The 13,031-nt window shown below is 70.5% G+C and carries 12 protein-coding genes; 6 read left to right on the top strand and 6 right to left on the bottom strand.

The window, feature by feature from the left end; all coding sequences use genetic code 11:
* Positions 1–54: 54 nt before the first annotated feature.
* Together glgX and MKK88_RS23180 are read right to left on the bottom strand one after the other, a co-directional pair.
* Entirely contained in the window at positions 55–2,175 is a 2,121-nt protein-coding gene (gene glgX, locus MKK88_RS23175) for a glycogen debranching protein GlgX (RefSeq protein ID WP_244003915.1), read from the bottom strand.
* Positions 2,176–2,361: 186 nt separating this feature from the next.
* Positions 2,362–3,786, bottom strand: coding sequence for a trehalose-6-phosphate synthase (locus MKK88_RS23180; protein WP_244003917.1), 1,425 nt, complete (start codon positions 3,784–3,786; stop codon positions 2,362–2,364).
* A 487-nt stretch (positions 3,787–4,273) separates the two neighbouring features.
* Between MKK88_RS23180 and MKK88_RS23185 the strand changes: the two genes are divergently transcribed.
* From MKK88_RS23185 to MKK88_RS23200, 4 genes are all read left to right on the top strand, one after another.
* A complete protein-coding gene (locus MKK88_RS23185) occupies positions 4,274–4,807 on the top strand; it encodes a hypothetical protein (protein WP_244003919.1) in 534 nt (177 codons plus the stop codon).
* 4 nt (positions 4,808–4,811) lie between these two features.
* Positions 4,812–5,234, top strand: coding sequence for a phage holin family protein (locus MKK88_RS23190; RefSeq protein WP_244003921.1), 423 nt, complete (start codon positions 4,812–4,814; stop codon positions 5,232–5,234).
* Positions 5,235–5,239: 5 nt separating this feature from the next.
* Positions 5,240–5,611, top strand: coding sequence for a DUF3618 domain-containing protein (locus tag MKK88_RS23195; RefSeq protein ID WP_244003923.1), 372 nt, complete (start codon positions 5,240–5,242; stop codon positions 5,609–5,611).
* Between the two features lie 103 nt (positions 5,612–5,714).
* Complete coding sequence (locus MKK88_RS23200) at positions 5,715–6,533, top strand: hypothetical protein (protein WP_244003925.1); 819 nt, start codon at positions 5,715–5,717, stop codon at positions 6,531–6,533.
* Positions 6,534–6,709: 176 nt separating this feature from the next.
* Here MKK88_RS23200 and MKK88_RS23205 read toward each other — a convergent pair whose 3' ends face one another.
* Both MKK88_RS23205 and MKK88_RS23210 read right to left on the bottom strand, forming a co-directional pair.
* Entirely contained in the window at positions 6,710–8,218 is a 1,509-nt protein-coding gene (locus MKK88_RS23205) for a malonate--CoA ligase (RefSeq protein WP_244003927.1), read from the bottom strand.
* A gap of 76 nt (positions 8,219–8,294) precedes the next feature.
* The gene (locus tag MKK88_RS23210) at positions 8,295–8,744 is read right to left on the bottom strand and encodes a monooxygenase family protein (RefSeq protein ID WP_244003930.1); all 450 of its coding nucleotides are present in this window, start codon (positions 8,742–8,744) and stop codon (positions 8,295–8,297) included.
* A 54-nt stretch (positions 8,745–8,798) separates the two neighbouring features.
* Here MKK88_RS23210 and MKK88_RS23215 point away from each other — a divergent pair, with 54 nt between their 5' ends.
* Entirely contained in the window at positions 8,799–9,374 is a 576-nt protein-coding gene (locus MKK88_RS23215; protein ID WP_244003932.1) for a TetR/AcrR family transcriptional regulator, read from the top strand.
* A 38-nt stretch (positions 9,375–9,412) separates the two neighbouring features.
* Here the strand turns inward: MKK88_RS23215 and MKK88_RS23220 are convergent, their stop codons facing one another.
* Positions 9,413–10,822: a malonyl-CoA decarboxylase gene (locus tag MKK88_RS23220; RefSeq protein ID WP_244003933.1), complete on the bottom strand. Its 1,410-nt coding sequence runs from the start codon at positions 10,820–10,822 to the stop codon at positions 9,413–9,415.
* Positions 10,823–11,061: 239 nt separating this feature from the next.
* Complete coding sequence (locus tag MKK88_RS23225) at positions 11,062–11,253, bottom strand: hypothetical protein (RefSeq protein ID WP_244003935.1); 192 nt, start codon at positions 11,251–11,253, stop codon at positions 11,062–11,064.
* Positions 11,254–11,591: 338 nt separating this feature from the next.
* Between MKK88_RS23225 and MKK88_RS23230 the strand changes: the two genes are divergently transcribed.
* Positions 11,592–12,758 carry an MFS transporter gene (locus MKK88_RS23230; RefSeq protein WP_244003937.1) on the top strand — a complete coding sequence of 389 codons (1,167 nt, stop codon included), beginning with the start codon at positions 11,592–11,594 and terminating at the stop codon, positions 12,756–12,758.
* Positions 12,759–13,031: the final 273 nt, after the last annotated feature.

The raw sequence follows: 13,031 nt of genomic DNA on the forward strand, positions 1-13,031 counted from the left end.
GGGGAGGAGAGACGTGGGATCGTCTCTGATCTTGTTCTTGAACGACCTCGCCCCCTACGGTCCCGGCACCCACCCGGCCCCTCGCCCGGTCTCTGCCCTCGGGGCGGTGAGAACCAGAACCGTTCGCCCTGCCAGCGGCACCGCGCCGCCCGCCGCGTAAGGCGCAGCATCCGGCGAAAGCGCCCCCTCCGGCTCGCCGGTGTCGAAGACCGGCCGCCACGGGCCTCCGATCACCGGGGCGAGGTGGAACGTGCAACCCCCCTCCCCGGCGTTGAACAGCATCAGCAGGCGGTCGCCCGGCTCACCGTCATTGCCGATCTGCATGCCGAAGGCCTGGAGCCCGTCGTCGGACCAGTGGCTTTCGCCCATCTCGGTGCCCTCGGGCGCCAGCCAGTGAACGTCCCGCAGGGGCTGGTCCGGATCGATCACGGCGCCGGTGAAGAAGCGCCGCCGCCGCAGGGCCGGTTGCGCCCGCCGCAGGGCGAGCAGGTTGGCGACGAAGCCCGTCAACGCGGGGTCCGGATCGACGCTCCAGTCCATCCAGCTCGTCGGGTTGTCCTGGGCGTAGGCGTTGTTGTTGCCGCCCTGGCTGCGCGAGCGCTCGTCGCCCATCAGCAGCATCGGCACGCCCTGGGCCAGCATCACGGTGGCCAGCATGTTGCGCTTCTGCCGGGCGCGCACCGCCAGGATGGCCGCATCGTCGGTGTCGCCTTCGACCCCGTAATTCCGGCTGACGTTGTGGCCGTGGCCGTCGCGGTTGTCCTCGCCGTTGGCCGCGTTGTGCTTCGCCTCGTACGCCACCGTGTCGGCGAGCGTGAAGCCGTCGTGGCTGGCGATGAAGTTGACGCTGGCGAGCGGCGAGCGGCGGGAGGGTGCGAACACCTCCCGGGAGCCGGTCAGCCCCTGCGTGACCTTGGCGAGGGTGCCGGAATCGCCCTTCCAGAAGCCGCGCGTCGCGTCGCGGAACTGGTCGTTCCACTCGCTCCAGCCACGTGGATAGCCGCCCAGCTGATAGCCCCCCTCTCCGATGTCCCAGGGCTCGGCCACCATCTTGACCCGGGCGAGCACCGGATCCTGCGCCACCGCCTGGAAGAAGGCCGCCTGCGGGCTGAAGGCGAGGGGCGACCGCCCGAGGCTCGACGCGAGGTCGAAGCGGAAGCCCGCGATCCCATAGGCGGTCACCCAGTGGCGCAGGGAATCCAGCACCAGCTGCATCACCCGCGGATGGCTCACGTCGAAGGTGTTGCCGCAGCCGGTGCAGTCGATGTTGCGGTGCCGGTCGGCGGGGTCGAGCTTGTAGTAGCTGGCGTTGTCGATGCCGCGGAACGCGAGCGTCGGACCGGTGTGATCGCCCTCCGCGGTGTGGTTGTAGACCACGTCGAGCCAGGTCTCGATCCCGGCGGCGTTGAGCTCGCGGATCGCCGCCTTCAGGCTGCCCAGGCCACCCTCCCCCAGGTAGCGCGGATCTGGGGCGAAGTAGCTCAGGGGCTGATAGCCCCAGAAATTGACGAGGCCCTTGTCCACCAGGAAGCGGTCATCGACGAAGCCCTGGATCGGCAGGAGTTCGAGCGCCGTGACGCCGAGCTTCACGAGGTGCTCGATGATCGCCGGATGGGCGAGCGCCGCGTAGGTGCCGCGCTCGGGTTCGGGGATCGCGGGATGGGTGCGGGTCAGCGCCTTGACGTGCGCCTCGTACACCACCGTGTCGGCGAGCGGCCGGCGCACCGGATCGAGGGCGAGGTTCGGCACCTCGGGGGCGGTGACGACGCAGCGCGGCATGTAGACTGCGCTGTCGCGCCGGTCGATCCGGTCCTCGCGCCCACCGCGACGGTGCCCGTAGAGCGCGTCGTGCCAGCGGATCTTCCCGCGGATTTCCCGGGCGTAGGGGTCGAGCACCAGCTTCGACGGGTTGAACCGGTGGCCGTTCGCCGGGTCCCAGGGGCCGTGCACCCGGTAGCCGTAGAGCTGGCCCGGCAGCACGCCGCGCAGGTAGCCGTGCCAGACATCGTCGGTCCGGCAGGGCAGCCGCACCGTGCGGGTCTCGTGCCGCTCACCGGGCTCGAACAGGCAGATGTCGACCGCGGTGGCGTGCTCGGAGAACAGGGCAAAGTTGACCCCGCGTCCATCGAAATGCGCGCCGAGCGGCGCCGGCACCCCGTCATCGACGGCGATCATGGGTGGGGTCCAGCTGTGATTGTGAGAACAGAAAGTCGCCGCGCAACATCATGGTTTCAAAAGGTCTTCGACCTTTTGTGGGTGCAGGGCAACGCCCTGCTGGGTCCGGGCAACGCCCGACATCGGGGCTCCGCCCCGAGACCCCGCCAAAGGGATGATCCCTTTGGAAACCCGGGACATCGACGGTTATTCGGCCGCGGCGGCGGTCTTGGTGGGCGGCTCGCGCTCGATCGTGCGGAAATTCTCAAGCTCCGCCAGGAAGTTGCGCGCCCACCAGTCGACATCCTCGCGGGTCATGCGCTCGACCATCGGCTTCCAGCGCGCCAGCCGCTCGGCCTTCGGCATGTAGAGCGCCGCGCGGATCGCCTCCGCCACCTCGAACTTGTCGTAGGGGTTGATCAGCAGCGCCTCGGGCAGCTGGCGGGCGGCGCCGGCGAATTTCGACAGGACCAGCACCCCCGGATCGTCCTCGGACTGCGCGACCACGTATTCCTTGGCGACGAGGTTCATGCCGTCGCGCATCGGCGTCACGATGCCGACCCGCGCCGCCCGATAGAGGCCGGCGAGCACGGGCCGCGGATAGGCTTTGGTGATGTACTGGATCGGCGTCCAAGCCGGGTCGCCGAGGGAGCCGTTGATCTCGCCGACCTTTTCGTTCACGTCGCGGGCGAGCTGCTCGTATTCCGGCACCTCGCTGCGGGATTTCGGGGTGATCTGGATGTAGGTGACGTTGCCGCGCTGGTCGGGGTTCGAGGCGAAGAAGCTCTCCACCGCCTCCATCCGCTCGGGCACGCCCTTGGAATAATCGAGCCGGTCGACGCCGATCAGCAGCTTGCGGGTGCGCAGGCCCGCCATGGTCTCGCGCACCACCTTGTTGGCGCCGGCCTTCTCGGCCGCCTCCTTGAAGCCCGCGACGTCGATGCCGATCGGGAAGGCGCGGATCCGGGTCCGGCGGCCATCGACCATCAGCGAGCCGCCGCCGAGCGGGATCGCCCGCTGGGTGTCGACGAGGTTGCGCTGCAGATTCTGGACATCCGCCTCGGTCTGCAGGCCGATCAAGTCGTAATCGACAATGGCGCGCAGCAATTCGGTGCTCGCCGGCAGCGAGTTGAACACATCGGCGGCGGGCCAGGGGATGTGGTGGAAATAGCCGATCGGGTTGTCGAGCCCGAGGCCGCGCAGCTCGGCGGCGAGCGGCAGCAGGTGGTAATCGTGCACCCAGATGATGTCGTCGGGCTCGACCAGCTTGGCGAGCGCCCGGGCGAAGGTGCGGTTGACACGGCTGTAGCCGGCGTAATCCGAGCGCGAGAAGGCGCCGAGCCCGAGCCGGTAATGCATGATCGGCCACAGGGCCCGGTTCGCGAAGCCGGCGTAATATTCGAGGTGGTCCTGGGGCGAGAGGTCGACCACCGCGTACTGGACGCGGCCCCGGTCGATCAGGGTCGGCTCCTCCGAGGGCTCCTCGGTGATGGTGCCGCTCCAGCCGAACCACAGCCCTTCATAGGCGGTGAAAGCCTCCTTCACGGCGACCGCCAAGCCGCCCGCCGCGACCGCCTTCCCGCCCTCCTCCGGGACGGCGACGCGGTTCGATACGATCACAAGGCGTGCCACGCGGGTCGGCTCCGGATCAGGGGCGCAGGTCGAGTCGAGGATCTCGCCGCGCCTGCATCGGGACATCAACTCTATGTCAGAACGCGCGGGAACCCTGCGCGATCCTTTGTTGGTCGTGAGTGCCCCAAGTTGGGGCGACCCAAGGTGGTACGACCCAAGCGTGAAGCCGGGCGCGGGTCAAGTCGTTCCCGTACCGTTCCGGGACAGGGCGGCCGCTCCGTCCCGGCCTTGCGCCCCGCCGCGCCGGGTGAGTCGGCCAGGGCTGAGCAAGGGTCGTTGTCGAAGCGTGGCGGTTCTGACAGACCTTGGCTGAACGGAGACTGACCGCTGCGCCGCGTCGCACCGGGCGGGAGGCTGTTCGACCTGAATCGGGTTCGCAGCACGCGACGCCGGAACCGGCAACAGCTGAGTCGGTTACTCAGCCATCGCGGGGGTCGCGGCTGCTGCGAGCGGTGTCCCACCCCGCGTCGCGAGGAGTGTTTTCGAGATGGCCGGCAACGAGTTACCGCGGGATACGCTCAAGGACCCGCTTAACGGGGCCGCACATGAGGCGCCGCAGGGCGCCCCCCACGCGGCGGCCGATGAGCGCGCGCAGTGGCGCGCCCTTCAGGGCGATGTCGAGGGTCTGGCCGATGTGGCGGCGGAGCGCGGCCGCGGCCTCCTCGACGCGGCGCGTCTCCAGGCGCAGAGCTATGTCGAACAGCGCAAGGGCGACGCGGCGCAGTCGGTCCACGACTTGGCCCAGACGATCCGCAATTCCGGCCGCGACCTCGGCGACAAGCCGAATGTGCGTGCCTTCTTCGACAGCGCCGCCGACGGGCTGGAGCAGCTCGGCTCCTCGATCGAGCGCCGCAGCCTCGGCGATTTCTACAGCGAGGCCGAGTCCCTCGCCCGCCGGGCGCCGGTCGCGGTGGCGGTCGGGACCTTCGTGGCCGGCCTGATCGCCGCCCGGTTCATCAAATCGTCGAGCCTGCCGCCGGAGGCGCCGGAGGGCGACGCCCGCGACAGCTTCCGGGCCTGACGCCATGGCCCAGGGGACTGATCCGCGCCAGAACGGTGCCACCGGTGCTTCGAGCATCCAGAGCCTGATCGGCGACGCGCTCCGCGAGACCAATGAGCTCGCCCGGAAGGAGATCGCGCTGTTCCGCGCCGAGATGGCGGGCAATATCCGTCAGCTCGTCGTCGGCCTCGCCTGCATGGTTGGCTCGGCGGTGTTCGCCGTGGTCGCCCTGCTGGTGCTGATCGGCGCCTTCGTGAAATGGCTCGCCACGATCGTGGGGTCCGAGTGGCTCTCGGCCCTGATCGTCGGCGGCGTGCTGCTGGCCCTCGCCCTCGGGATGGCCCTGTGGGCACGCAGCGTCCTCTCCCTCTCCACCCTGGCCCCGAAGCGCACCACGCGCCAGGTCCGCCAGGATGCCCAGGCCCTGTCGGAGCGCGTGTCCGGATGAGTTCGATGAACGACCTCGAGAAGGAGATCGAGGAGAGCCGTGCCCGGCTCGACGACACGATCGACCGCATCCAGGGGCGGCTCTCGGTGCCCAACCTCGTGGACGAGATGCTGGGCAATGCCCGGCGTGTGCCGGCCCTGAACACCACCTACGATTCGGCCCTGGAGGCGGTGCGTCGCAACCCGGTGCCGGTGCTGCTGATCGCGGCCGGCGTCGGCTTGCTGTTCAACCGGATGGCGAAGGATGCCCAGCGTCGCCGCACGGAGGTCGCGGCCGCGCGCGTGCCGGCCCTGAATACCGGCGCGGCGCGCGGCTACGATCCCGACCTTCCAACGGTCCGCCCGGCGCGCGACCCGCTGGACAAGACCGAGATCTGAAGGCCGGCGCCGGACACGAACGATAAGGCCGGCCGGCAGGCCGGAGGGAACGGCGCGGCCCCGTGAGGCCGCGCAGCCGAGACGGACATCCGAGGACAACCCTATGACAGACAAGCCGGGCACCCCCTCCACCCCCTCCCGCACCCCCGAGCAGATCGCCGCCGAGGCGGGCATGCCGCACGGGTCCGGCGGTACCGGCCTGCGCCCGGATCCGGCCGGCCTCGGCGATCCGGGCGCGCCCGGCACGGCCGCAGGCGATTTCACCCTGCGGCCCGATCCGCGCGGCCTGCACGACCCGCTGCCGAAGGGGGGCACGCCGCTCTCCTCAGGTGGGATCTCGGGCGGCGGTTCGCATGCCTCCGATCCGGCCTCCACCGTGAAGGACGGCGTCCGCGCGGCGGGCGACCGCGCCGCCGACCTCGCCGGTCAGGCCAGCCAGACCGTCTCCAGCTACGCCGACAATATCGGCAACCGCCTGGGCGGCGCGGCCGATCAGGCCCGCGACCGCGCCTCCGCGGCCTATGACGACGTGCGGGGTCGTGCAGAGGGGCTTCACCGGCGCAACATGCGGGCGCTCGACGACCTGACCAGCCAGGGCATCGACGGGCTGCATCGCGGCCGGACCGCGGTCGAGCGCTTCGTGGACGACAATCCGCTCCTCGTGGGCGTGGTGGGCGTCGCCGCCGGCCTGCTGCTCGGCGCCCTGCTGCCGCGGACCCGCCAGGAGGACCGGAACATCGGACCCTGGGCCGACGAGGTTCGCGACCAGGGCCTGCGCTATGCCCGCGAGGTGACCAATATCGGCCGCGAGTTCGTCGAATCCGCCCTTGATCCGGACAACCTCAACGCCGCCGCGCGCAAGGTGGTCGATCCGGACGGGCACGAGCCGCCGGAAGGTGAGCGGAAAGAGCACAATCTTTGATTTAAGGCCGGCGTTGCCCCAGGGGGCCGCCGGCCATCGTCATTGCGAGCGAAGCGAAGTGACTCAGGGGGCGCACAACGTCGGAGGGCGGGGTGCCACTCTGAATTGCTTCGCTGCGCGCGCAACGACGAAGGAGGCTCCGTCGACCGCGGAGCTTGTCCGGCCGCGAGCCGAAATCAGCTCCGATACAGCTCCGCATGCGCCTCCCGGAGCAGGTTCTTCTGCACCTTGCCCATAGTGTTGCGCGGCAGCTCGTCCACGAACAGGACGCGCTTGGGGCATTTGAACCGGGCGAGCCGGCCCTCCAGGGCGGCCTGCACCCCGGCCTCGTCCGGGCAGCCCGGGCCCCCCACCACCACGGCCGTCACCGCCTCGCCGAAATCCGGATGGCTCAGGCCGATCACCGCGGATTCGACCACGCCCGGAAGCGCGTCGATCTCGGTCTCGACCTCCTTCGGATAAACGTTGAAGCCGCCCGAGATGATCAGGTCCTTGCCGCGCCCGACGATGTGGACGTAGCCCCGCGGATCGACCTTGCCGAGGTCGCCTGTGATGAAGAAGCCGTCGGCCCGGAACTCGGCCGCCGTCTTCTCCGGCATGCGCCAGTAGCCCTGGAACACGTTCGGGCCCATCACCTCGATCATGCCGACCGTATCGGGGCCGAGGGCCGAACCGCCCTCCGGCTCGACCACCCGCAGGGACACGCCCGGCAGCGGGAACCCGACCGTGCCGGCGACCCGGTCGCCGTCATAGGGGTTCGAGGTGCTCATGTTGGTCTCGGTCATGCCGTAGCGTTCGAGGATGGCGTGGCCGGTGCGGGCCTGCCACTCGCGATGCGTCTCGGCGAGCAGCGGCGCCGAGCCCGACACGAACAGGCGCATGCCCTTCGCCACGTCCGGCGTCAGGCCCGGCTCCTTGAGCAGGCGCGTGTAGAAGGTCGGCACGCCCATCAGCACGGTGGCCCGGGGCATCAGGCTCAGGATCAGCTTGGGATCGAGGCGCGGCAGGAACAGCATGGAGCTGCCGCTCGCCAGCACGGTGTTGGTCGCCACGAACAGCCCGTGGGTGTGGAACACCGGCAAGGCATGGATCAGCACGTCGTCGGCGGTAAAACGCCAAGAGTCGACGAGTGTCCGGGCGTTCGAGGCGAGGTTGTCGTGGGTCAGCATGGCACCCTTGGAGCGCCCGGTCGTGCCCGAGGTGTAGAGGATCGCGGCGAGATCCTCCGGCCCCCGGGGCACGTCGGCGACATCGCCGTCCTGCCGGTCCGCGGCCTCGGCGGCGCTGCCGCCGCCCGTGGCGTCCAGCGTCCAGATCGTGCGGACACCGGCCGCGGCCTCGGCGAGCGCCTCGCGCCGGCCCGGGTCGCAGACGAACACCGTGGGTTCGGCATCGCCCAGGAAGTAGCCGATCTCGGCCGGGGTGTAGGCCGTATTGAGCGGCAGGAACACGCCGCCGGCCCGGACTACGCCCAGGTAGAGAAAAATGACCTCCGGGCTCTTCTCGACCTGCACGGCCACCCGGTCGCCGGGCTCCACGCCCGCCGCCCGCAGGGCCGCCGCGTAGGCGCCGGCGCGGGCGATCAGGTCCGCGTAAGCGTAGCGGCGGCCCTCCGGTGTCTCGATCACGGTCTTGGCGGGATCCGGGACGCCGTCCCGGATCAGGGAGAAGAGGTGATTGGTCATCGGACGGCTTAAGTTGTCGCGGGCCTTCATGTCTCCCGCACCCATAGCCGCCTCAGGGGCCTCCCGGCGAGCCCTTTCAGGCGGCGAGGCGCTGCCGCGATGACAGGAAGGCCCCGTCCGGCGCCCGCTCGGGAGCGAACAGGCCGAGGCCGGTGGGCGCCGGCATGCCGACATAGATCGCCTCCATGCCGCCCCGGCCATAGGCCTCGTGCCAGAACCCGGAGCCCCTGGAATCCCGGGAGAAATCCCGCCACCACGTGCGGTGCGGCTCGGAGCGGGTGAAGCGCTCCAGGCTGTTCAGATCGCGCCAATACTGCCGCATGCCGACATGAGTCAGCCCGAAGAACATGTTTTCGTGCGCCAGCAGCCCGTCCGGCTGCGACCGCACCGAAGCGGCGATGCCCCGCCCGAGCCCCATCAGCGCGAGCAATCCGCGCCAGCGGGTGACCCGGAAGCCGAGATAGACCACCACGAGGTCGGGATAGGCGGAGAGATCCACGGAGTGGCGGACCGGGGCAGCTTGCATAGCGCCGTCTCCTGCGCTTTGTGTGCGGTGTAAACATCCCGCGGATTGTGTACAATGTCAACATCTGAGCCCGACAGGAGCTACCACCACGGCGACCTGCGGGCGGCCCTGGTGGCGACGGCCCTGGAGCAGCTGGAATCCGGCGGCGCGGCGGCGCTCTCCTTGCGCGCGGTGGCGCGGGCCTGCGGCGTGTCGGCGATGGCGCCTTACCGCCACTTCGCCGGCAAGGAGGAGCTTCTCGAGGCGGTGGCGGCCAGCGGCTTCGAGGCGCTCGCGGTCGCCCTGGAGACGGCTGACGCCTCGGCGGCGGGCGCCCAGGCCCTGGCCGCGCAGGGGGCGGCCTACGTGACCTTTGCATGCCGGAACCCAGCCCTGTTCCGACTCATGTTCATGGGGGCTGGCTGCACACCGGACCGGTCCCGCGCCTACGCGATCCTGGAGCGGCGGGCGGCCGCCCTGGCCGGCTCCGGGATGGCGGCCGCGGATCTGACGCTCGCCGCTTGGTCGCTGGTGCACGGGCTCGCCGCGCTGATCCTCGACCGCCGGGTGCCTCTGGAGGGCGAGGCCGCGCAGGACACGGCCCAGCGGATCACCCTGGCCTTCGCCCGGCTGGCGGCGGAGGCCCCATGAGCCGACCGCAAAGACCTGCGGTGGCGCTGGCCCGAACGCTACGCCTCGGCCAGCGCCACCGCGCGCGGCGGCGGCAGCTTGGCGCGCAGCTCGCGACTCACCGCGGGGGATGCCACCACCGTGCCGAGATTGGCGTAGGTCTCGTGGTTCCGCTCGATCGCAGCGAGATCGTAGAGGTAGTTCACCATCAGGCCATGGGCCTGGGACAGGCCCTTCCTCGACGTGTCGCCGAGGAAATTGATCCGCTCCAGCCGTGCGCCGTTGCCGAGGTGGAACCGGGCCACCGGGTCGAGGGGGCGCCCACGCGCGTTCTTGGCGCGCAGGAAATAGGCGGCGGCCGCCGGGATCAGCGCCTTGCGCACCGCGTCGGCCTTCGCCTTGTCGGTGTGCCAGTCGGGATCGTCCAGCGCCCGCAGGGTCTCGACATCCTCGGGCAGCAGCCCCTGCGGGCTGTCGGCCCGGCGCTCCCGGGCGAGCCACGCGGCGAAGCCCGGCACCGGCGAGAGCGTCACGAAGGTCTTGAGGGTCGGGACCTCGCGGGTCAGGTCCTCGACCACCTGCTTGATCAGGAAGTTGCCGAAGGTGACGCCGGCAAGCCCCTTCTGGCAGTTCGAGATCGAGTAGAACATCGCGGTCATCGCCGCCTGAGGCTGCAGCGGCTTGCGCTCCCGCGACAGGATCGGCGCGATGGCGGGTGCGATCTCTCCGGTCAGCGCCACCTCCACGAAAATCAGCGGCTCGTCGGCGAGCGCCGGGTGGAAGAACGCGAAGCAGCGCCGGTCCGGCGGCTCGATCCGGGCGCGCAGGTCGTCCCAATCGGCGATGGCGTGCACCGCCTCGTAGCGGATGATCTTTTCCAGGATGTGGGCCGGCGTGGTCCAGTCGATGTGGCGCAGCACCAGGAAGCCGCGGTTGAACCACGAGGCGAACAGGTGCTCGAAGTCGGAATCCAGGCTGTCGACCGCGTCGAGCAGGGCGGGATCCGACGTCTCGCCGGAGCGCAGGCTCTGGCGCAGGTCGAACAGATCCTCGCGCATCCGCACGAGGCTGAGCGTCCCGCCCCGGGCGAGGTTGAGTCGGCGGATCAGCTCCTGGCTGCGCGGCTCGGCGGCCTCGTGCAGGGTGCCGAGCCGCGCCCGCGACGGGGCGGCCCGATAGGCGGCGATCGCCTCGTCGACGGCAGCGTGGTCCGCGTCGAAATCGAGGGCGATGGCGCGCAGGAAGGCGTGGCGCTCGGCCTGCCCGAAGCTCGCGTAGCGGTCGAGGATCAGGCGGGCCAAAGCCACGCCGGAGGCCTCGCCGCGCCGGGAGATCAGATCCTCACACAGCTTGACGAGATCGCCCGCATTGGCCCGGGACGCCAAGTCGCCGCGGCCGATGCCGATCAGGTCGCGGCCGCGCTCGCTGATGGTCTGAAGCAGGTCGCCGAAGAAGGAGATCGCCGCCATGACCTTCGCACTGACCCCTGTCGACCCGAATACGACGCGCGTCCCGCCCCGCGACGCCGGCTCGTCGATCGGATGCGTGCGCAGCCGCCCCGTCGGGGCGGTCGGACCGGCACCCCGATCCTGCCCCACATCTTACGGCGGCGCGGCCGCCGCGACCAGAGCTTGACCGGTTGCAGAGTGCGAAGGGCGATCTTGCAAAAGTGGTGCAAAGGTCGTGTGACGGATCGAAGCCTCTGGGGTCAGATGCGTTCGGCGACGGTGGCGAGGTCGGCCCGTTCCCGCCAGTCGCCGACGCCGTGCTGGCGGGCGAAGCGGAGCTCGGCGGCGCGGCGGGCGCGCTCGGGATCACGGGCCCGCGCGATCTCGACGGAGCCGACCGTGAACGGCACCCCGAGGATCTCCTTGGCGAAGTCGATGCGGTAGTTCGGCATTCCGTACTCCCTGTTTCCGGCGGGTCCGGGTGCATCCGCACGGAACGAAACCGCCCGCTCACTCGTATGCCGGTTCTGGAGCCTGTCTCGCCCGACACCCGGATTGTGCTGCGCGCTGCGGTCCCGTAGGCCGGCAGCGCCGGTTGCATCGTTCGCATATGGTGCTGCAGCGATCCCCGTGAAGGGGCCCGCCGCGTCCAGGCAGGGATGCATCGCCGCAGCTTGCGAGCTGGCGCGCTCTGCTCGTACAGGCGTGCGACTGCCCTGCCCCGACCTGAAGATACGGATCTGACCATGGCCCTTCCGCGGCGGCGAACCGGCCTGCCCTCGATCCAGCCGTGACCACCTCCCTCGACGCGAAGGCCCGGCTCGGCCTGACGCTGATCGCCGGCGGGGCGGTGGCCAACATCTATTACAATCAGCCGCTGCTCGGGCTGATCGTGGCCGAGTTCGGCGATCGGGCAGCCCTCTGGGTGCCGACCACGGCCCTCGTCGGCTATGGTCTCGGCATCGTCGGACTCGTGCCGCTGGGCGACGCGCTGCCGCGGCGCGCCCTGATCGTGTGGCAGTGCCTCGGCCTCGCCGTCGCGCTGCTCGCGGTCGGCCTCGCCCCGAACCTCGCGAGCCTCGCGCTGGCCCATCTCGTCGTCGGCGTGCTCGCCTGCGCGGCCCAGCAGGCGGTACCGTTCGCGGCCGAGCTCGCGCCGGATGCGAGCCGCGGGCGGGTGGTCGGGCAGGTGATGACCGGGCTGCTCACCGGCATCCTGCTCGCCCGGACGGCGAGCGGCGTCCTGGGGGCGCATCTCGGCTGGAGGCCGGTCTTCCTCGTCGCGTCCGTGCTGGCCCTCGTCATGGCGGGTATCGCCCGGGCGACCCTGCCCCAGACGGCGCAGACACACCCCCTGCGCTACCGCGCCCTGATGCTGTCGATCCTCCACCTCGCCCGGAGCCAGCCGGTTCTGCGCACGGCGAGCCTGTCGCAGGCGCTGCTGTTTGCCGCCTTCAATGCCTTCTGGGCGACGCTGGCGCTGCTGGTGGAGGGCCCGCCCTTCGGGCTCACGGCCGCGGGCGCCGGGCTGTTCGGGGTGATCGGCGTCTGCGGGGCCTTCGTGGCGCCGCTCTCGGGCCGCTTCACCGATCGGAAGGGCGCCAAGCCCGTGGTGCTCGGCGGCAGCCTGATGGTCGCCCTGTCCTTCGTGGTGCTGTGGGCCGGGGGCGCGTGGTCGCTCATCGCGGTGGCGCTCGGCGTGCTGCTGATCGACATCGGCATGAACGGGGCACTGATCGCCAACCAGACCCGGGCCTACGCCCTGGTCCCGGGCGCGCGGGGGCGGATCAACACCGTCCTGTTCACGACCCTGTTCGTGTTCGGGGCGCTCGGCGCCTATGCCGGCTCGCAGGCCTTTCTGCTGGTCGGCTGGCCGGGGGTCTGCGCGGTGGGGCTGGTGTTCTCGGCGCTGGCGGTGGTCGTGGCGGCGCGCGACCCGCACGGGCGCGGCGCGTAGCAAGTGCGGGTTTCAGGAGCTTCGCCCGGTCCGCTCAGATTGGCCGGGCGCGGTGCGGGGATCGGAGCCCCGGCCCATGACACGCGCCGTTTTCCCGGACAGGTGGAGCGCCAGCAGAATCTGACCCGGGGACCCAGCACATGACGTCGCGAAGCGTCTTCCTGGTTCAACCTGAGCCGCTTGCGCGGCGCTTTTCATGCCGGGTCTCGGGTCGCATTCCGCTGGCGCTGCATGCGCCTTGGAAAGGAACGGTGCAGGACCGGCTTGACGTGT

The organism is Methylobacterium sp. E-005 (assembly GCF_022829725.1).
GTDB lineage: Bacteria > Pseudomonadota > Alphaproteobacteria > Rhizobiales > Beijerinckiaceae > Methylobacterium.